Below are 19,269 nucleotides of genomic sequence, written 5' to 3'. Positions count from 1 at the left end.
CCAGTCATTGCGAGGAGCGAAGCGACGCGGCAATCCAGAGTCGCGCAAGGCCGCCCTGGATTGCTTCGCTACGCTCGCAATGACGATGGTGCATTGGCAACCGGCCTTCCCCTCCGCTGTATAATGCTGCTAGCACAGCGGCTCCACACCCCAGGGGAGACTTTCTGAATGATCCGCGCCAGCCTTGCCGCGCTTGCCCTCAGCTGTTCGATGACCGCCGTCGCGCTCGCCGCACCGCAAGAGAAGGACCCCTATCTCTGGCTCGAGGATATCGAGGGCGCGAAGGCGCTGGACTGGGTCAAGAAAGAAAATGCGGCAACCGACAAGCTGATCACCGCCCGCCCCGGCTTCGAGGCGGACCGCAAGCGCGCGCGCGAAATCCTCGATGACGACCGCCAGATCGCCGAGCCGGGCGAGGTGATGGGCGACATGATCACCAATTTCTGGCGCGACGCGAACAACCCGCGCGGCATCTGGCGCCAGAGTTCGCTGGGCGCCTATCTTGCCGGCAAGCCCGTATGGACGACGCTGATCGACGTCGATGCGCTCGGCAAGGCGGAAAAGCAGAGCTGGGTCTGGCACGGTGCCGACTGCCTCGCCCCCGATTACAAACGCTGCCTCGTGTCACTGAGCCCCGGCGGCACCGACGCCGACGTCGTGCGCGAATGGGACCGCACGACCAAAAGCTTCGTCGACGGCGGTTTCGCGCTGCCGCAGGCGAAGAGCAGCGTGACGTGGGAGGATGCCGACACACTGCTCGTCGCCACCGACTATGGCGAGGGCAGCATGACCGCGTCGGGCTATCCGCGCATCGTCAAGCGCTGGAAACGCGGCACCCCGCTCTCGGCCGCGACGATGGTCGCCGAGGGCGAGCATGAGGATGTCGGCATGAATGTCTTCGCGCTCGTCGACGGCGACACGCGCTGGCCGATGATCAGCCGCGGCAAGACCTTCTACACCGCCGACTATCTGATCCGCGGCGTCGGCAGCGACGGCTATCATTCGACGATCATTCCCGACACCGCCAGCCTTCGCGACGTGCTGGATGGGCAGGCGATCGTCTTTCTCAACAAGGATTTCGGCACCCGCTTTCCCGCAGGCTCGCTGATCTCGCTGTCGCTCGAAGATATGGCGGCCGACCGGCAGGTCCCGGTCATACCGGTCATGGCGCCGACCAGCGCGCAGGCGATCGAGGCTGTCTCGGCGACCGACGATATTCTTTGGGTCAAGGCGCTCGACGACGTCGAAGGCAAGTTGTTCGCGCTCCGCCGCGACCAGCCGAACGGGCGCTGGAGCCAGAAGGAAATTCCCCTCGCCGCCAATGCGACGGTCCATATCGCGGGCACGATCGGCAAACGCGATACGATCCTCGCGAGCGCCGAGACGATGCTGATGCCCCCGACGCTCTATGCCGTGAGCGCGGACAGCGCGCCGAAGCCGGTCCAAAGCCTGCCCGCGACCTTCGACGCAAAGGACATGACCGCCGAGAAACGGTTCGCAACGTCGAAGGACGGGACGAAAATTCCCTATTTCCTCGTCCGAAAAAAGGGTGCGACGGGCCCCGTCCCGGCTCTCGTCCACGCCTATGGCGGCTTCCGCGCCGCGCAGACGCCGGGTTACCTGACCGGCCAGCCCTACCGCGCCGGCCCGCTCGGCCTCTTCTGGGTCGAGGACGGCAATGCCTATGTCCTCGCCAATATTCGCGGCGGCGGCGAATATGGTCCCGCCTGGCACCAGGCGGCGCTGCGCGAAAAGCGCCAGAACAGCTTTGACGACCTGCACGCGGTCGCCGAGGATCTGGTGAAGACCGGGGTCAGCGCCAAGGGCAAGATCGCGATCTCGGGCCGCTCCAACGGCGGCGTGCTCGTCGGCGCGGCGATGACGCAGCGCCCCGACCTGTACGGCGCCGTCATCTCCGGTTCGCCGATCAAGGATATGTGGCGCTATGACAAGATGCTCGCCGGCGCCTCATGGGTCGCCGAATATGGCGATCCCGACGTTCCCGAAGACTGGGCCTTCCTGTCGAAATATTCGCCCTATCACAACATCCGCAAGGGCGTGACCTACCCGCCGATCTTCCTTTATCTGTCGACCAAGGACGACCGCGTCCACCCGGGCCACGCGCGCAAATACGCCGCGCGGCTGATGGAGAATGGCAACCGCGTCTATTATCATGAATATATCGAGGGCGGCCATTCGGTCGGCGCCGACCATGCCGAGGATGCGGTGCGTGCCGCAATGCTCCACGGTTTCCTGCTGCGCGAGCTGGTGGAGAAGAAGTAACTGCCCAACCTCTCAACTAATGGGGGGCAAGAATGATTGGCGCCGGGCCGTGCCCTTTCAGCGGATCTGCCTTTTCTCCAGCTTTCGCGCGAGCGTGCGCCGGTGCATTCCTAGCCGGCGTGCGGTCTCCGAAATATTGAAGTCGGTCTCGACCAGCGTCTGGTGGATATGCTCCCACTCGACCGTCTTGATCGACGAGGGACGCGCATCGAGCGGCACCTCGACATTGCCCTCCGATCGTTCGAACGCCGCTTCGATATCGTCGGTGTTCGACGGCTTGGCGAGATAATAGGAGGCGCCGAGCTTGATCGCCTCGACCGCGGTGGCGATGCTCGCGAAGCCGGTCAGCACGACGATCCGCATCGTCGCATCGGCAGCGCGCAACGCCTGCACGCACGCGAGGCCCGACGCGCCGCCAAGCTTGAGGTCGACGACCGCATAGCCCGGCCGGAAAGTCGCAAGCAGCGCCTCCATTTCCTCGGGGCTGTGCGCGACCTTCACCGCGTAGCCGCGCCGCTCGAACGAGCGTTTCAGCGTGCGTGCGAAGGCATCGTCATCCTCGACGATCAGCAGATGGCGCCGATCATTTCCGGCGTCGGTCATGTCGCCTCTCCACCCGGCCGCGCGAGTGCCGAAATCGGCAGGAATATCCGAACCAGTGCGCCCCCCGCATCGCGATTGGCAACGCTGGCGCCGCCGCCGAGCTTGCGCAGCACATTGACGAGCAGAAACAGGCCGAGCCCGCCGCCGGGACGCCCCTTGGTCGAGCGATAGGGCTGGCCGAAATTCTCCAGCATCTCCGGGCTGAATCCGGGGCCGCGATCGGCGATTTCGATCACCAGCATGTCGCCGTCGCGCGACGCCGTGAAGCTGGTCCAGTCGGGCGACACCTCCGCCGCATTGTCGAGGACGTTGCCGATCACCTGCCGCAGCGCGGGGTCCGACACGATCGCCACATCGGCACCGAAGCGGTCGTTGAATTCGACCGTGCCCGGACGGCGCACCGCGCGGGTATGCGCGACGATCTCGTTGAATGCGGCGCGCATCGTGGTCAGCTGCGGCGCTTCGCCGCGCGCCTCGCCCGCCGACATCAATATGCCGCTGACGATCGCCTTGCACCGCTGCACCGCCGCATCCATGTCGGCGAGATCCTCCTGCAACTCACGGTCGTCCTTCAGCCGCGGCGCCGCCTGCCAGTCGCCGATCAGCACTGACAAGGTCGACAGCGGCGTGCCGAGTTCGTGCGCAGCGCCCGAGGCGAGCAGGCCCATGCGCACGATATGATCCTCTTCCGCCGCGCGCTGGCGGCTTGCCGCGAGCGCGGCGTCGCTGTCGCGCAAATTGCGGCTGATCCGCGTCACGAAGGCGACGAGCAGCACCGCGATCAGGAGGAAGCAGACGAAGCTGCCCTGCAGATAGAGCTTCATCGGGTCGGCGGCATAGGGCGGCGGCAGCACGAGCGGCGTCGGGTCGACGCGCAGCGCCGCGAGCGCGGCGAGCGCCGCCGCAACGATCGCCCACGACGAGCGCGGCGTCAGCAGGATCGCCCCGATCACGACCTGGAGCAGAAAGAGCGAGGCGAAAGGATTGGCGAGCCCGCCGCTGTGATGAAGCTGCCAACCGAGCGCCGCGACGTCGAACAGCAGCGCCGCGGTGAGTTCGGCATTGGTCACCGACCGGCCGCGGCGGAGCAAGGCGGTGCTCGCGAAATTGATCGCGATCAGCACGAGGATCGCGGCGAGCAGCGGCCCGCGCGCCAGCGAAATGCCCATCGGCCCGCTGACGATCCCGATCGTCGCGAGCTGTCCCCCGACCGCGAGCCAGCGCAACTGGATCAGCAGCGTCATGTTGCGGCGGCCCGCGGGCGCTTTCGCAGCTGCTGCGGGCAGGATCGTCGGGTCGGTCATCATTCGCGGATACGCCACAGCCGCCACGCAAAAAAGAGGCTGAGCGTAGATAACGCGAACCAGGTCAGCGCATAGACCATGTGATGGTCGCGAAAGCGCACGACGGTGAGGCCCCCGAGGGGATAGCCGCCGGGGTTCGGCGACGCGTCGGCATCGACGAAATAGGGCGCAGCGTTGCGCAGCCCCCTCGCCCTTGCGATCGCCGTCACATCGCGCGAAAACCAGCGGCCGCCCGCCGGGTCGTTGGAGCGAAGGAAGGCGCCGCCGGGCTCGGTCACGCGAAGGAGGCCGGTCACCGTCACCGGCCCCGCGACATTGCCCGCCGCGCGCGTCGCCGCGTCGCGCCGGTCGTTGGGCACGAAACCACGATTGACGAGCAGGGTGAAGCCGGGGGTTTCGAGGGGGGTAAGAACCCAGAAGCCCGGACCGCGATCGGTCACGGCCTGTACCAGCGTCTCGCGATCATGGCGGAATGTCCCCGTCGCCGCGACGCGCTGATAGGCGTCGTCCCGTGCGTTCACCGCATCCCATCGCGCGGGTCCCGGTGCCGGAACCGGCGCGGCATGAATGCGCGCATCGACCGCGGCGACCAGCTCGTGCTTCCACGCGCGCCGCTCGATCTGCCAGACGCCGAGCGCCGCGAGGCCGAGCGCCGCGATCAGCGCCGCCGCGGCGAAGGCCGCGCGGCGGGCGCGTGTCACGGGATCCGGCCCGTCGACTGGCCGATGGATTGGCTCGTCGGCTCGTGCGGCATCGGCATCATGTTGGTGTTGAGGTGGTGCATCACCCACAGCGACCCCGCGAGCATGATCACCACCACGATGATGGTGAAGACGAGCGAGGTCAGCGACCAGCCGCCCTCGGCCTTTGGCGTCATGTGAAGAAAAAAGACCATGTGGACGACGATCTGCACCACGGCAAAGCCCATGATGATCGCCCCCGTCGCACCCGCGCTCAGCGGCATCGTCATCACCAGCCAGAAGGGAATGGCGGTCAGGATTACCGACAGCACAAAACCGATGACATAGTCGCGCATCGTCGCGTGCGGCATCTCGATCTCGTGGTGCGCGTCATGCGCGTGCGTATCGTGGCTCACCGCAGCACTCCCATCAGATAGACAAAGGTGAAGACGCCGATCCACACGACGTCGAGGAAGTGCCAGAACATCGACAGGCACATCACGCGGCGCTTGTTCGCGGCGATCAGGCCATGCTTCGAGAGCTGGACCATCAGCGTGACGAGCCAGATGATACCGAAGGTGACGTGCAGACCGTGGGTGCCGACGAGCGTGAAAAAGCTCGACAGGAAGGCGCTGCGCTGCGGACCCGCGCCGATCTCGATCAGATGGTGGAATTCGTAAAGCTCGATCCCGAGGAAGGCGAGCCCGAACAGGCCGGTAACGCCAAGCCAGAGCTGGACGCCCTTCACCTTGCCTTGCTGCATCTGGAGCACCGCGAAACCATAGGTGATCGACGAGAAGAGCAGCATCGCGGTGTTGAGCGCGATGAGCTTGAGATCGAACAGATCCTTCGGCGCCGACCCTGCGGCATAGCTGCCGCCGAGCACGGCATAGCAGGCAAAAAGGATCGCAAAGATGAGGCAGTCGCTCATCAGGTAGATCCAGAAGCCCAGCATCGTGCTGTGCCCCTCGGGATGCGCATGCTCGTCGAGGTCGTAGAACTGGACGGGTTCGTTCGCGGTGATGGTCTTGGCACTCATCGCATCAGGCTCCGGCCGCCAGCTGGCGGGTGCGCGCTTCCTCGACCGCGGTGACCGTTGCCGCCGGGATGTCGAAATCGCGCTTGTAGTTGAAGGTGTGATAGATCGCGCCGACGATCGTCGCAGCGAAGCTCAGCGCCACGAGCCACCAGATGTGCCAGACCAGCGCAAATCCCATCACCAGGCAGAAACCCGACAGGATCATCCCCGTGCCGGTGTTGCTCGGCATGTGGATGTCGCGATAGCCGCCGACCGGCCGCTGGTGCCCCCGCGTCTTCATATCGTACCACGCGTCGAGGTCGTGGATCACCGGCGTGAAGGCGAAATTATAGTCGGGCGGCGGCGAGCTGGTTGCCCATTCGAGCGTGCGACCGTCCCACGGATCGCCGCCCGTGGTGTCGCGCAGTTCCTTGCGGCGCCAGATGCTGACACCGAACTGGATCAGCATCGCGCCGATGCCCGCGGCGACGATCAACGCGCCGATCCCCGCGATCACGAACCAGATTTGCAGGCTCGGGTCATCGAACACGCGCATGCGCCGCGTCACGCCCATCAGGCCGAGGATATAGAGCGGGGTGAAGGCGACCCAGAAACCGACCACCCAGCACCAGAAGCTGATCTTGCCCCAGAAGACGTCGAGCTTGTAGCCGAACGCCTTGGGCCACCAGTAATTGATCGCCGCGAACAGGCCGAACAGCACGCCGCCGATGATGACATTGTGGAAGTGCGCGATCAGGAACAGCGAATTGTGGAGCACGAAGTCGGCGGGCGGCACCGCGAGCAGCACCCCGGTCATGCCGCCAATGACGAAGGTCAGCATGAAGGCGATCGTCCACATCATCGGCAGTTCGAAACGGATGCGGCCGCGGTACATGGTGAACAGCCAGTTGAAGAGCTTCGCCCCCGTCGGGATCGAGATCACCATCGTCGTGATGCCGAAGAAGCTGTTGACGCTTGCCCCCGATCCCATGGTGAAGAAATGGTGCAGCCAGACGAGATAGGACAGGATCGTGATGCAGATCGTCGCATAAACCATCGAGGTATAGCCGAAGAGGCGCTTGCCCGAGAAGGTCGAGGTGACTTCGGAGAAGACGCCGAACAGCGGCAGCACGAGGATATAGACTTCGGGGTGACCCCAGATCCAGATCAGGTTCACATACATCATCGGCGATCCGCCGAGATCGTTGGTGAAGAAATTGGTGCCGACATAACGGTCGAGCGTCAGCAGCACGAGCGTCGCCGTCAGGATCGGGAAGGAGGCGACGATCAGGATGTTCGCGCAGAGCGAGGTCCAGGTGAAGACGGGCATCTTCATCAGCCCCATGCCCGGCGCGCGCAGCTTCAGGATCGTGACGATCAGGTTGATACCCGACAGGGTCGTGCCGATCCCGGCTATCTGCAGCCCCCAGATATAATAATCGACGCCGACATTCGGGCTGTAGGCGATGCCCGACAAAGGCGGATAGGCGAGCCAGCCGGTCTGCGCATATTCACCGATGAACAGCGAGATCATCGTCAGCACCGCGCCGGCGGTCGTCATCCAGAAACTGAAATTGTTGAGGAAGGGAAAGCTGACGTCGCGCGCGCCGATCTGGAGCGGCACGACATAGTTCATCAGGCCGGTGATGAACGGCATCGCGACGAAGAAGATCATGATCACGCCATGCGCCGTGAACACCTGGTCATAGTGGTGGGGGGTCAGGTATCCTTCGGACCCGCCGAACGCCATCGCCTGTTGCAGGCGCATCATGATCGCGTCGGCAAAGCCGCGCAGGAACATGATGAGGCCGAGGATCATGTACATGATCCCGATGCGCTTGTGGTCGACGGTGGTGAACCATTCGGTCCACAAATAACCCCAGAGGCGGAATTTGGTGATCAGGCCGAGCACGGCGATGCCGCCGAGGACGACGCCGATGAAGGTGACGACGAGGATCGGCTCGTGGAGCGGCAGCGCCTCGAGCGACAGCTTGCCGAGGATCGGACCGGTTTCGGGTGCGGGATGCGGGATGGTCATGGGGATCTCGGGCTTAGGTTCAGGACATCGGGCGGGCGACACGCGCGTTGAGCGCGGTGCGTTCGGGCTCGGCCGGAACCGGAAGCCCCTCGCCCTTCAGCCTTTCCGGCGACACCGGCCTTGCGTCGGGGCGGTCGTTCGACATCACCGGCGAACTGCAATAGGCGGCGACATAGCGCATGCTCCAGCGGGCGGCGTCGACGGTGCCGCGCGCGGCGAACTTGTCGTAGGTGACCTGCCGGACATTGCCGATCCCTGCGATGCCCGCGCCGCCGGCCGCGTCGAGCGACATCATGTCGTGCATACACATCTTGCCGGGCTCGACGCACATGTTGACGACGGCGTCGAACAGCTGCGGATCGCTGGCGGCAAAGCGGCGGACCGGCTCCTTGTGCGTCGGTTTTTCGAGCTTCAGATAGGCGTCACGGCTGAGGTCGCCTTCGGACGAGGCTTTTGCTTCGGCGACCCATTTGTCGAACTCGCCCGCGGGCAGGCTCTTCACCGCAAAGCGCATGTTCGAAAAGCCCCAGCCGGAATAATTGGCCGAAAAGCCGGTAAACTCGCCGGCCTTGTCGAAGACGCCGTGCAGCTTCGTCTCCATGCCCGGCATCGCGTAAATCTGCCCCGCGAGCGCGGGCACGTAAAAGCTGTTCATCACCGACGAGGAGGAGATGCGGAAACGCACCGGCCGGTTCACCGGCAGCGCCAGTTCGTTCACCGTCGCGACGCCCTGTTCGGGATAAATGAACAGCCATTTCCAATCGAGCGCCACCACCTGCACGTCGAGCGGCTTGACCTCGGCGGCAACGGGCTGGCCCGGCGCCGTGCGCGCGAGCGGGCGATAGGGGTCGAGCAAATGCGTCGCGACCCACGTCACTGCGCCCAGGCAGATGATGATCAAGAGCGGCGCCGACCAGATGACGAGTTCGAGCTGGGTCGAATGGTCCCAGTCGGGCTTGTACGTCGCCTCCTTGTTCGACGCGCGATATTTCCACGCGAAGAAGATCGTCAGCGCCATCACCGGCACGATGATGAGCAGCATCAGCACCGTCGACAGGACGATCAGATCGCCCTGCTGGCGCGCGACGTCGCCGGCGGGATCGAGCACGATCAGCCCGCAGCCCGACAGGAGGGGCAGCGCGGCGAGCAGCGGCAAAAACCGCCATCGAGCGAGAAACCGGGGGAGATAGCTTGGCATGATGCGCGCGCAGGGCCCGCCCTCAATTCCAGCGGCGTCGAAGCGTCCAAATGGCAAACAGCTTGGGCCGAAAGACCCGCCGGGAAGGCTGGTTGCCTTCGCAAGCGGCTTTCGGCCCGAGATGGAAGCCATTTGGACGTCCCGAAGGGATTTGATCAAAATGGCCCATTGCTTCGTCAAGAAGTCTCGAAATATCGACATATGTCTTCGCCTTCTTTCCTCGCACTGGGCCATTTTGCTTCAAACCTCGGCGCCGCTGGATTTGAGGGCGGGCCCTAAGCCTCCTTTGTTGCACTGCACATAGGACATTTTGTCCAATCCCGCGACCGCTCTTCATCGCGCAGGGGCATTTTCATTCGGGGCAATTTTGCCCTATGACCGACTCGTGCCGCCGCATCCTGTCCTGCGGAGGGCGCCAGCTCAAGGATTGTTGCCATGGCTGCCGACACCGTCCCCACCACCGAGGCCGAACGCGACGCCCGCGCCCTCCATGGCGCCGACGAACACGGGGGCCACCGCATCGACCCCGCCGAGATTGCGATCGGCGTCGTCATCGGCCGGACGTCGGAGTTTTTCGACTTCTTCGTCTATGCCATCGCATCGGTGCTGGTGTTCCCGAAGCTCGTCTTCCCGCACCTCGACCCGCTGACGGGCACACTCTGGTCGTTCGCCATCTTCGCCCTCGCCTTCGTCGCGCGCCCGGTCGGCACGGTCATCTTCACCGCGATCGACCGCGCCTATGGCCGCGGCGCCAAGCTCACCATCGCGCTGTTCCTGCTGGGCGGATCGACCGCCGCGATCGCCTTCGTTCCCAGCTATGAATCGGCCGGCATCGGCGCCGCGCTCCTCCTCGCGCTGTTCCGCATGGGCCAGGGCGTCGCGCTCGGCGGCTCTTGGGACGGCCTCGCATCGCTGCTCGCGCTCAACGCGCCAGAGAACAAGCGCGGCTGGTACGCGATGATCCCGCAGCTCGGCGCGCCGCTCGGTCTCATCGTCGCCAGCCTGCTCTTCATGTTCCTCATAGCAGCGTTGCCGGCCGAGGATTTCCTCGACTGGGGCTGGCGCTATCCCTTTTTCGTCGCCTTCGCGATCAACGTCGTCGCGCTGTTTGCGCGGCTGCGCATCGTCGTGACGCCCGAATATGCCGAGCTGTTCGAAAACCGGGCGCTCCAGCCGGCGCCATTGCTCGAGACCGTGCGCTCGGAATGGAAAACGATCGTCATCGGCACCTTCGCGCCGCTCGCCAGCTTCGCGATGTTCCACATGGTAACCGTCTATCCGCTGTCGTGGGTGTTCCTCTTCACCGACGAGACTCCGGTGCGCTTCCTGATGATCGAGGCGATCGCCGCGGTCTTCGGTATCGGGACGATCATCGCATCGGGCGCGCTCGCCGACCGCTTCGGCCGCCGCACGCTTCTCGCTGCCACCGCTGCTGCCATCGCGGCGTTCAGCGGCTTCGCACCGCAGCTGCTCGACGCCGGCCAGATAGGCGAAGCGGCGTTCATGATCCTCGGCTTTGCGCTGCTCGGCCTGTCCTTCGGCCAGTCGTCGGGGGCGCTCTCGTCGAACTTCCACCCGCGCCACCGCTACACCGGATCGGCCTTCACCTCGGACCTCGCCTGGCTGTTCGGTGCCGGTTTCGCGCCGATGGTCGCGCTCTGGCTGTCGAGCGAATTCGGGCTGATCGCGGCGGGCGCCTATCTGCTGTCGGGGGCGATCGGCACGCTCGTCGCGCTGTGGCTCAACCGCGAACTGGCGAGCACGATTGACTGATCGGCACGACATGCCTGGCGTGGGTCGCCGATCGCGCGCGGCCTTCGTCTAGGAGCCGGCCTTGCGGCATCTCGCCCGGTTCGACCTCAACCTGCTGCGCATTTTCGACGCGATCTTCGCCAAGGGCGGCGTATCGGCGGCGGCGCGGCACCTGAACCTGTCACAGCCGGCGATCAGCCACGCGCTCGCACGGCTGCGCACGCAGTTCGACGATCCGCTCTTCGTGCGGCAGGGCAATCGCCTCGTCCCCACCTCCGCCGCGCGCGCCATCGCGGGGCCGGTGCGCGAGGCGCTGCGCGCGCTCGACGTCGCGCTCGACGCGGCAACCGCGTTCGATCCCGCGCAGACGACGCGCGAATTCCGCATCGGGGTGCGTCTTTCGGGCGAAATGCCGCGCTTTTCCTCGCTGGTTGCACGCGTGCGCGACGAGGCTCCGCATGTCGCGCTCGCCAGCGTCACCTTCCGGCGCCGCGACCTTGTCGCGATGCTCGCGAACGGCGATCTCGATCTTGCGCTCGACGTCGAATTGCCTGCCGATGATCGGCTGTGCCGCCACTATCTGGGCGCCGAACCGCTCGTCGTCGTCGCGCGCAAGGGGCACCCGCGCGTCGACGGGGCGATCGATCTCGACACCTATCTGGCGCTCGATCACATCATCGCCACCGCGCGGCCCTATGGTCCGGGAATCGAGGATATGGCGCTCGACCGCATGGGGCTGACGCGCCGTGTCGCCGTTCGCTGCCAGCACGCGATCACCGCCTGGCAGATCGTCGCCGCATCCGACATGCTCTTCGCGCTGCCGAAATCGCATGCCGCGATCCTCGACGCGATGTGGCCGATGCAACTCGTCGAGCTGCCGTTGCCGGTCGAACCCGGCGGCAGCTATCTCTATTGGCATCAGGCGGCGCAGGCCGACCCCGGGCTCGGCTGGTTACGCGGGATCATCATCGAAGAGTTGGGCGGCCCTTCGCCGCGATGACTATTCGGTTTGTGAATATTGAATATTCAAACCTATCATTTTCATGGATGGCCCGGCGCCGCTAACCTTCTCCGGTAAAATCCATCGGAGACCCAAATGACCGAGATCGAACTCGAAGCCGAACTCAACGACCTGCGCATGTCGAAGGAAGCGCAACCGCTCTTCGACGCCGTGAAGCGCCACATCGCCGACAATGTCGCGCCGATCACCGAAGAATTCTTCCGCCTCGGCGAAGACCGCGCCGATCGCTGGAGCTGGGCGCCGGGGCAGCTCGAACTGCTCGAAGGCGCGAAGGACAAGGCGAAGGCGGCGGGCCTGTGGAATTTCTTCCTGCCCCACGGCGACACGGGCACCCCGCTCAGCAACCTCGACTATGCCTATATCGCCGCCGAACTCGGCAAGTCGCCGCTCGCATCCGAATCGCTGAACTGCTCGGCGCCCGATACGGGCAATATGGAAGTGCTCGAAATGGTCGGCACGCCCGCGCAGAAGGAACGCTGGCTGAAACCGCTTCTGAACGGCGAAATCCGCTCGGCCTATGTGATGACCGAGCCCGGCGTCGCCTCTTCCGACGCGAGCAACCTCGAAACGAGCGCGCGGCTCGAAGGCGACGAATGGGTCATCAACGGCGAGAAATATTTCATCAGCGGTGCGGGCGATCCGCGCTGCAAGATATTGATCTGCATGGTCAAGACCAAGCCCGAAGCCGCACGCAAGTCACAGCATTCGCAGATCCTCGTGCCGATGGACACGCCCGGCGTGCAGGTGCTCGGCCCGATGCGGGTGTTCGGCGCCGACCATGCGCCGCAGGGGCATATGCACATGCGCTTCGACAATGTCCGCGTGCCAAAGGACAATATGCTGCTCGGCGAGGGGCGCGGGTTCGAGATTTCGCAGATGCGCCTCGGCCCCGGCCGCATCCATCACTGCATGCGCACGATCGGCAAGGCCGAAGTCGCGCTCGACCTGATGGTGAAGCGCGGCAATTCGCGCACCGCCTTTGGTCGTCCGCTGTCGCAACTCGGCAAGAATCTGGAGGTGATCGCGCGGGCGCGGGTCGAGATCGAGGCCATGCGGCTGATCGTATTGAAAGCGGCGAAGGCGATGGACCTGCTCGGCAACCGCGAGGCGCGCGTCTGGGTGAGCATGGCGAAGGCGATGGTACCCGAACGCGTGTGCCAGATCATCGACCAGGCGATCCAGATCCACGGCGCGACCGGCATCTCGCATTGGACCCCGCTCGCCGATCTTTATGCCGATGTGCGCCACCTGCGCTTTGCCGACGGCCCCGACGAAGTGCATTATATGGTGGTGGGCCGCGACGAGCTCGGGCGTCATTGACGACACGGACGGCGGCCACCCGCCGCCGTCCCCACCCGTCAGGCGGCGCCCTCCCCCAGCATATGATCGGCCACGCTGTAGGAATGGCTGGCCTGATAGGCGTTCCTGCCGCGATTCATATGGGTCAGGTTGAATCGCCGGACGGCGCGCAGCGCGCGGGGGGCCGCGAGGAAGTCGCGGATAGAGGCGGCGCCGCGTATCTTGACAATGAAGATGTCCGGGCCGCTCGGGAAGGAATAGGTCAAGTCCGCGGGCGCCCGCACGCACCGTTCGAGAAAGCTCTGGTCCACCGCCTCCGGGGCGAGCACGCCATCGGTCGTGAAATCCGAAAGATGGACAATGAATCGCGCGCGGAGGCCGTCGCCGTCTGCGTAGAGGGTGAACAGCTCCATCCAGCTTGCGTTGACACGGACCAACGGTTTGTCCGAGGTCGATGGCAGGCAGGAAACGGACCAATAATATCGCTCCGTCGCGCGGGGCATGGGTATGCAGGTCTGGCCGTATAGCTCCAGAACCTTCAGGAGATCAGGCGCCTGCGACCGGCGAAGCAGCTTCTGGAAGCGCGGCGCATATTTCATCCGCTGCTCGATCGCATCCTGCCGCTCCCCGGCGTCGGCCAATTCCGCCCTTCCCTCCAGCCACGCGTCCTGTTGATCGGGATCCAGAAACTGACGCAGCCCCTTTGGGCCCTGGCTGGACGTCTTGCTCATGCCCCCGAGAATGCTCGATGCGCGCCCGTTCATCAATAGCGTCCTGGAACCGGGCCTTTACACCCATGACGACGCGGGCTGCGTACGCGCCGCAGAAACTTCCTATGGCGAAAGATCCGCGGGAACCGATCCGGCGGGCGGCTTTTCGTGCCGCCGCATTTCGGTCGGCGTCATGCCGAACCGGCGCGCAAAGGCGCGGGTAAAGCTGGCATTGCTTTGGTAACCGCAACGATAACCGATGGTGGAGACCGGCAGGTCGCTTAGCGCCAGCAAGGTGCGGGCATTCGACAGCCGTCGCTCACTCACCGCCTCGGCGACCGTGCATTTATACATCTCGCGAAAGCCCTGCGTCAGCTTCGCCTTGCCGAGCCCCGACCGCCGCGCCACTTCGGCTACCGTCAATGGCTCCTGCCAGGCTTCGCTGACCAGTTGGTGCGCGGCGGCGACGCGCATCGCGTCGATCTCGCTGAGCGTCGTCTTGCCATGGAATTCGACCATGCGATGTTCTTTCAGCGCCCCGAACAGCTGGCAGAGCAGTTCGAGGCTGCGCGCCACGCGGAGCATGCCCGCCACTTCGCCCTCTCCCTCCACCGCGACGAGCGCGCGGCCCAGTTCGCGCAGGTCGGCGGAAAGATACCAGCTGCCCTCCACGCTCGGCAGCAGGCCGAACATGCGCAGGCAAGCGGCGCGGCTGATCGCGAACAGCAGGATATGCCCGCCCGCTTCGCCTTCGATATCCTCGCTGGTCAATATGCTGACCGCCGGTTCGCCCATATCGCCGAAGCCGATGACGATCGGCGCGGGCGGCAGCCACGCCGTATCGAGCGGCCCGCGCCCGATGAAACTGGCGAATTCCGCCGATATGACAATGGCGCGCTTATGTGTCATCGAACCTGCCAGCCCCTCCCGAACAGCGTGGGTCAGGCTCCATTAGGATGCCGGTAGAAAGCCGTCCAGTTCGGGCGGAGACCATCCGGATGATTGATCAGCGGCCGGCGGCTCCGCGCGCCGACAGGCGATTGAGGAGCAGCACGGTGAGCAGCGCGCCGCCGCTGAGCTGGCCGAACCATTCGACCGCGCCATAACCCCACCCGAGCGCGAGGCCCGCCACCGGATAGGCGAGCAGCAGCAGGAACAGGCCGCCCCGGCGCAAGCTGACGGCGGTCCTGGCGGGAAGCTTGTGGCCCAGAAGATCGCGCTGATGCCGGTCGCGTGCGAGGCAAAGCATCGCGAATCCCGACAAGGCAAGCAGGAAGAGCAGGATGTGGATCACGCCGCCTCCGCACCCGCTATCGCGCGCATCGGCGATCCGCGCGACGCCGCCTCGCGGTCCCGCCTGCGCGCGACCTTCAGCGCAGCCCAGCCGAAGCCGGCCGCCAAGACCAGCATCACGCCATCGAACATGGCAAAAAGGCTGTCGCCGGCGGCAAGGCTGGCGACCAGCGACCGGTCGGTGGTCAAGGCGTTGACGAGCGGAACCGAGGCGAAGGCGAGCGCGGTCGCCGACAGCGCCTCCGGCCACGCGCGGCGGGCGGGCCGCGCGAGCGCCCATATCGCCACCGCGCCCCAGGCGATGAACATCGTGTCGATCTCGCGCTCGCTCCGCCCGGCGATGCCGAGCGGCAACAGGCGGTTGGCGAGAAAATAGGCCGCCATCCCGAAGGGCAGCCCGGCGATCGCCGCGATATTCAGCTTTTCGACGAGCCGGAAGCCGAAATGCGGCCGGTCGGGATCGGGAAGCTTGGCGCGGCGCTTCACCGTCCACAGGATCAGGCCCGAGGCGACCATGACGCAGCCCGCGAGCCCCGACATGAAATAGAGCGTTCGCAGCAAGGGCGAGGCGAAGCGCCCGGCGTGAAGGCCGATCATCGTGCCTTCGGTCGCGGTCGCGGCCCCCGATGGATCGTGCGCGTCGACCGGGCGGCCGGTCACTCCGTCGAAGGTCATCGAGCGCAGGCGAACCGACATGCCGGCGTCGGGCGCGCCCGAGACGATGACCCGCGCCGTGCGATCGCCCGGATTGAGGATACGGACGCTGCCCGCGGCGGTGCCCCACATGCGTTCGGCGCGCTCGACGATCGGCCCGATGGGCGCAAGCGGCGCCGGCCCGGCCTTTTCGGCCGGCACGGGCCAGGGGAAAGCGGCTTCGAAGAATTTGCCCTGGTTGGCGTAATTGGCGGCGATACCCCAGGGCATATAATGGGTCGCGAGGCTGACGAGGCCGGTATAGGTGATCATCAGGATGAAGGGCAGGAACAGCACGCTCGACGCATTATGCGCATCGAGCCAGCTCCGCTGGCCCTTGCCGAGGCGGAGCAGGAAGAAATCGGTGAGGATTTTCTTGTGCGTGACGATACCGCTGAGGATCGCGACCAGCATCGCCATCGCCGCAATCCCGACCAGCCAGCGCGCCCAATACCAGTTGATATAATGAAGGTCGTAATGAAAGCGGTAGAGGAACCAGCCGCCCAGCGTCTCGCGCGCGAAAACCTTGGTGCCGGTGCCGTCGAGACGCGCGCTGGTCGGCGCGTCGGCGGGCGCGTCGGGGCCGTTCACCCAATAGAGCTGCAGGCCGGCGGCGCGCTTGCCCGTCGAATAGATCGACCATTCGCTGCCACCGGGCGCCTCGCGCTTCAGCCACTCGGTCGCCGCCACGAAGCCGCTCGCGGGATCGGAGGGCACGCTGCGCACCTCCGGGGTCATCCAGCGCGTGATCTCTTCCTGAAAATAGGCCGACGTCCCGGTCACGAAGATCGCAAACAGCAACCAGCCGAGCAGCAGCCCGGTCCAGGTGTGCAGCCACGCCATCGATTGCCGGAAGCCGCCTTTCACAGCCGTCCTCCCGCGGCGATCAGCAACCAGTCCGCAGCGCCCGCGACGAGCCCGGCGACAACCAGGCCGATCCACAGCTTCGCAACCGAGCGAACCGCGAAGGCGGTCATGGCGAGGCCTGCGAAGATCGCAAAGGACAGCATCGTCGCGCCGATCGAGGCCTGCGCCCCGCCGCCCGGCAACAGCCGCGCGATGAGCATGGTGAGCGCGGCGGTGACGGCATAGTTGAGCGGCACCGCGGCCAGCGCACGCGCCGCGATCTCTCTCGCGCGCGCGCCGCCCAAATTTTGAACCGCCCTGCTCATCGCACCCCTATCGCAACATTGCGACTGACTCGCAATAGCCTCGTCCGCGTCAGAAACGATAGCCGATCGTTCCCATCACGTTGCGCGGGGCGCCGACGAAGCAGTCGCCGCGCGCGAGGCAGGAGGCGAAATATTTATTGTTGAGCAGGTTCGTCGCGTTGACCGCGAAGCGCCAGTTGTTCCAGCTCACCTCCGCCAGCGCGTCGACCGTCGTGCGCGACGGCGTGACGATCGACCAGACGTCGCTGGTCGAGACACTCTTGCCGCTATAGACGACGCCGGCGCCGAGGCGCAGCTGCGCTTCGTCCGGAAGGCCGAAGGTCTTGGTCGACCAGAGCGACGCCGTGTGGCGCGGCATATAGTCGAGGCTGGTGTTGGTTTCCGACTTGAGTTTCGAATAGCCGTAATTGGCCAGCAGTTCGAAATTGCCGGGCAGCGTGTGGCTGGCCTCGATCTCGAAGCCCTTGGTGTTCAGCTCACCTGACTGGGCGGTGCCGCCGGCGGCGAGATAGAGGACGCGATTGCGTTCCTTGATCTTGAAGGCGGTCGCTGTGACCAGCGTATTGATGGTCGGCTGCCATTTCACGCCGGCTTCGTACTGCGTGCCCGTCTGCGGCCGGTAGGGATCGCCGAAGGTGCCGTCGCTATTTTCGATGCGGCCGGCGACCGGCAGGAAGCTTTCGGTATAGCTGAAGAAGGGCGAGAAGCCCGCGCCGATCTCGCCGATGATGCCGGCGCGGAAAGTGGTGGCATTGTCCTTTTGCCCCGAAGAACCGGTGACGCGGTCGCGGCGGGCACCGAGCACGACCGAAACGCGGTCGAAGAAGCGGATCTGGTCCTGGACATAGACGCCCAGCTGCTTCTGGCTTTCGCTGGTGAAGGGGTGGGTCGGATCGTAAGTTGCCAGCGCATCATCATCGATGTCGTAGAGGTCGACGATCTCGAAACCGAAGATGCCGCGTTTGGCGACCTTGTTCCAGCTATAGTCGATGCCGACCAGCAACTTGTGCTCGATATTGGCGCCGGTGCTGAAATTGAACTGGAGATTGTTATCGGTCGAAAAGACGTTCATCCGCGCGTCGCTGGCATCGGCATACAGGCCGATGGTGCGCCCGTCGGTGCCGTAGACCGAGAAGGGATCCTGCGGGTTGGTATAGCTGTCGGCATAATGGGTTTTATATTCGAGGTCGCTGTCGATGTAGCGGGCCTTGAGGCTGAGCTTGACGGCGTCAGAGAAGCTGTGGGTGATCGAGGCGCCGCCCTGCAGCGAGCGGCCGGCATAGCGGTCCCAGCCCGCCTTGCCGACGAAGGTGTAGCGATCGAGCTGCTCGCCGGCGACCGTGTTCGGCCTGAAAGTGCCGACGATCGGCAGGAACTGCGAGGTCGATCCGGTATCGTCCTCCTGATAGAGGCCGGTCAGCACGATGTCGGTATCAGGGGTCGGCTGCCAGCGGATCGAGGGCGCGAACATGACGCGGTCGTCGGGGACATGGTCGATGAAGGTGTCGGCGTCGCGCGCGCGGCCGACGAACCGGACAGCGAGATTGTCGGCGAGCGCGAGGTTGACGTCGCCCAGCACTTCCTTGCGGTCATCGCTGCCGTAAACGAGGTTGACCTCGCCCCGCGTGTCGAAATCGGGCGTCTTGCTGACGAGGTTGACGATGCCGCCGATCGAACCCTGGCCGAACAGCACCGAGGCCGGCCCACGCACGATCTCGACGCGCGAAAAGTTGTACGGATCCGAGGTGATCGAGGCATAGTAGCTGAAGATGTCGCGCATGCCGTCGCGGAACTGCAGCGCGTCGAGCCCGCGGATGTTGAAGCCATCGACGCGTGTGTCGCGGCCATAGGGGTTGGCGAGAACGCCGGCGGCATATTTCACCGTGTCGCTGATGCTGATCGCGCCTTGCGCCTCATATTGTTCGGCGGTGATGACCTTGATCGGCTGTGGCAATTCGGTCAGCGCCGTATCGGTCTTGGTTCCGGTATAGCCGGTGACGACGATCGCGTCCTCATCTGCCCCCGCATCGGCTTCGGCAGCCGCGGCGTCGGCGGACGCGGCGACGTCCCCGCCCTCGCCCGCCCAAGCCGGATTGGCTGCAATCGCCAGCGTGGCAGCTCCACAGAGCGCGATCATTCGGACGGTCATGGCGTATCCCCTTTTGCGACTCAATCTCAATTGGGAGTGGCCGCTAAAGCGAACGG

17 protein-coding genes are annotated in these 19,269 nt (G+C 65.2%); 4 read left to right on the top strand and 13 right to left on the bottom strand.

The annotated features are described in order from the left end of the window. Positions 1–168 precede the first annotated feature (168 nt). The gene (locus tag HDC29_RS06480; RefSeq protein ID WP_179495492.1) at positions 169–2,283 is read left to right on the top strand and encodes a prolyl oligopeptidase family protein; all 2,115 of its coding nucleotides are present in this window, start codon (positions 169–171) and stop codon (positions 2,281–2,283) included. A 57-nt stretch (positions 2,284–2,340) separates the two neighbouring features. On the opposite strand, the gene HDC29_RS06475 is transcribed toward HDC29_RS06480, so the two are convergent. The 7 genes from HDC29_RS06475 to cyoA are packed head-to-tail and all read right to left on the bottom strand — an operon-like array spanning position 2,341 to position 9,124. After that, the gene (locus tag HDC29_RS06475) at positions 2,341–2,886 is read right to left on the bottom strand and encodes a response regulator transcription factor (RefSeq protein WP_179495490.1); all 546 of its coding nucleotides are present in this window, start codon (positions 2,884–2,886) and stop codon (positions 2,341–2,343) included. Beyond that, positions 2,883–4,190 carry an ATP-binding protein gene (locus tag HDC29_RS06470; RefSeq protein ID WP_179497302.1) on the bottom strand — a complete coding sequence of 436 codons (1,308 nt, stop codon included), beginning with the start codon at positions 4,188–4,190 and terminating at the stop codon, positions 2,883–2,885. Before HDC29_RS06470 ends, HDC29_RS06475 begins: the two co-directional genes overlap by 4 nt. Continuing rightward, a complete protein-coding gene (locus tag HDC29_RS06465; protein ID WP_179495488.1) occupies positions 4,190–4,891 on the bottom strand; it encodes an SURF1 family protein in 702 nt (233 codons plus the stop codon). The genes HDC29_RS06470 and HDC29_RS06465 overlap by 1 nt, the downstream gene beginning before the upstream one ends. Further along, on the bottom strand, positions 4,888–5,286 hold the full coding sequence (gene cyoD / locus HDC29_RS06460; protein ID WP_179495486.1) for a cytochrome o ubiquinol oxidase subunit IV: 399 nt from the start codon (positions 5,284–5,286) through the stop codon (positions 4,888–4,890). Before cyoD ends, HDC29_RS06465 begins: the two co-directional genes overlap by 4 nt. Next, positions 5,283–5,909 carry a cytochrome o ubiquinol oxidase subunit III gene (gene cyoC / locus HDC29_RS06455; protein ID WP_179495484.1) on the bottom strand — a complete coding sequence of 209 codons (627 nt, stop codon included), beginning with the start codon at positions 5,907–5,909 and terminating at the stop codon, positions 5,283–5,285. Before cyoC ends, cyoD begins: the two co-directional genes overlap by 4 nt. Before the next feature lie 4 nt (positions 5,910–5,913). Continuing rightward, positions 5,914–7,926 (bottom strand): cytochrome o ubiquinol oxidase subunit I, encoded by a 2,013-nt coding sequence (gene cyoB / locus HDC29_RS06450; protein WP_179495482.1) that lies wholly within the window; start codon positions 7,924–7,926, stop codon positions 5,914–5,916. Between the two features lie 19 nt (positions 7,927–7,945). Beyond that, positions 7,946–9,124: a ubiquinol oxidase subunit II gene (gene cyoA, locus HDC29_RS06445; protein WP_179495480.1), complete on the bottom strand. Its 1,179-nt coding sequence runs from the start codon at positions 9,122–9,124 to the stop codon at positions 7,946–7,948. A gap of 435 nt (positions 9,125–9,559) precedes the next feature. On the opposite strand from cyoA, the gene HDC29_RS06440 reads away from it, so the two are divergent. From HDC29_RS06440 to HDC29_RS06430, 3 genes are all read left to right on the top strand, one after another. After that, entirely contained in the window at positions 9,560–10,897 is a 1,338-nt protein-coding gene (locus tag HDC29_RS06440; protein ID WP_179495478.1) for an MFS transporter, read from the top strand. Between the two features lie 61 nt (positions 10,898–10,958). Continuing rightward, complete coding sequence (locus HDC29_RS06435; RefSeq protein ID WP_179495477.1) at positions 10,959–11,876, top strand: LysR family transcriptional regulator; 918 nt, start codon at positions 10,959–10,961, stop codon at positions 11,874–11,876. A 96-nt stretch (positions 11,877–11,972) separates the two neighbouring features. Further along, positions 11,973–13,217: an acyl-CoA dehydrogenase family protein gene (locus HDC29_RS06430; RefSeq protein WP_179495476.1), complete on the top strand. Its 1,245-nt coding sequence runs from the start codon at positions 11,973–11,975 to the stop codon at positions 13,215–13,217. A 38-nt stretch (positions 13,218–13,255) separates the two neighbouring features. On the opposite strand, the gene HDC29_RS06425 is transcribed toward HDC29_RS06430, so the two are convergent. From HDC29_RS06425 to HDC29_RS06400, 6 genes are all read right to left on the bottom strand, one after another. Continuing rightward, entirely contained in the window at positions 13,256–13,960 is a 705-nt protein-coding gene (locus HDC29_RS06425) for a hypothetical protein (RefSeq protein WP_218844299.1), read from the bottom strand. Positions 13,961–14,029: 69 nt separating this feature from the next. After that, a complete protein-coding gene (locus HDC29_RS06420) occupies positions 14,030–14,815 on the bottom strand; it encodes an AraC family transcriptional regulator (RefSeq protein WP_179495475.1) in 786 nt (261 codons plus the stop codon). Positions 14,816–14,912: 97 nt separating this feature from the next. Continuing rightward, entirely contained in the window at positions 14,913–15,200 is a 288-nt protein-coding gene (locus tag HDC29_RS06415; RefSeq protein WP_373562768.1) for a DUF3325 domain-containing protein, read from the bottom strand. Further along, complete coding sequence (locus HDC29_RS06410; RefSeq protein ID WP_179495474.1) at positions 15,197–16,759, bottom strand: PepSY-associated TM helix domain-containing protein; 1,563 nt, start codon at positions 16,757–16,759, stop codon at positions 15,197–15,199. Before HDC29_RS06410 ends, HDC29_RS06415 begins: the two co-directional genes overlap by 4 nt. Further along, the gene (locus HDC29_RS06405) at positions 16,756–17,064 is read right to left on the bottom strand and encodes a DUF3649 domain-containing protein (RefSeq protein ID WP_179495473.1); all 309 of its coding nucleotides are present in this window, start codon (positions 17,062–17,064) and stop codon (positions 16,756–16,758) included. Before HDC29_RS06405 ends, HDC29_RS06410 begins: the two co-directional genes overlap by 4 nt. A gap of 49 nt (positions 17,065–17,113) precedes the next feature. Beyond that, complete coding sequence (locus HDC29_RS06400) at positions 17,114–19,213, bottom strand: TonB-dependent siderophore receptor (protein ID WP_257018081.1); 2,100 nt, start codon at positions 19,211–19,213, stop codon at positions 17,114–17,116. Positions 19,214–19,269: the final 56 nt, after the last annotated feature.

Origin of the sequence: Sphingopyxis sp. JAI108 (assembly GCF_013410105.1) — a bacterium.
GTDB classification, from domain to species: Bacteria; Pseudomonadota; Alphaproteobacteria; order Sphingomonadales; family Sphingomonadaceae; genus Sphingopyxis; species Sphingopyxis chilensis.
Note: the sequence above shows the minus strand (reverse complement) of the source record. Positions and strands in the feature narration are given on the sequence as shown.

Coding starts and splice junctions, on each gene's coding strand:
- HDC29_RS06480 (WP_179495492.1), top strand. CDS start 169: ATGATCCGCGCCAGCCTTGCCGCGCTTGCCCTCAGCTGTTCGATGACC.
- HDC29_RS06475 (WP_179495490.1), bottom strand. CDS start 2,886: ATGACCGACGCCGGAAATGATCGGCGCCATCTGCTGATCGTCGAGGAT.
- HDC29_RS06470 (WP_179497302.1), bottom strand. CDS start 4,190: ATGACCGACCCGACGATCCTGCCCGCAGCAGCTGCGAAAGCGCCCGCG.
- cyoC (WP_179495484.1), bottom strand. CDS start 5,909: ATGAGTGCCAAGACCATCACCGCGAACGAACCCGTCCAGTTCTACGAC.
- cyoB (WP_179495482.1), bottom strand. CDS start 7,926: ATGACCATCCCGCATCCCGCACCCGAAACCGGTCCGATCCTCGGCAAG.
- cyoA (WP_179495480.1), bottom strand. CDS start 9,124: ATGCCAAGCTATCTCCCCCGGTTTCTCGCTCGATGGCGGTTTTTGCCG.
- HDC29_RS06440 (WP_179495478.1), top strand. CDS start 9,560: ATGGCTGCCGACACCGTCCCCACCACCGAGGCCGAACGCGACGCCCGC.
- HDC29_RS06430 (WP_179495476.1), top strand. CDS start 11,973: ATGACCGAGATCGAACTCGAAGCCGAACTCAACGACCTGCGCATGTCG.
- HDC29_RS06425 (WP_218844299.1), bottom strand. CDS start 13,960: ATGAACGGGCGCGCATCGAGCATTCTCGGGGGCATGAGCAAGACGTCC.
- HDC29_RS06420 (WP_179495475.1), bottom strand. CDS start 14,815: ATGACACATAAGCGCGCCATTGTCATATCGGCGGAATTCGCCAGTTTC.
- HDC29_RS06405 (WP_179495473.1), bottom strand. CDS start 17,064: ATGAGCAGGGCGGTTCAAAATTTGGGCGGCGCGCGCGCGAGAGAGATC.
- HDC29_RS06400 (WP_257018081.1), bottom strand. CDS start 19,213: ATGACCGTCCGAATGATCGCGCTCTGTGGAGCTGCCACGCTGGCGATT.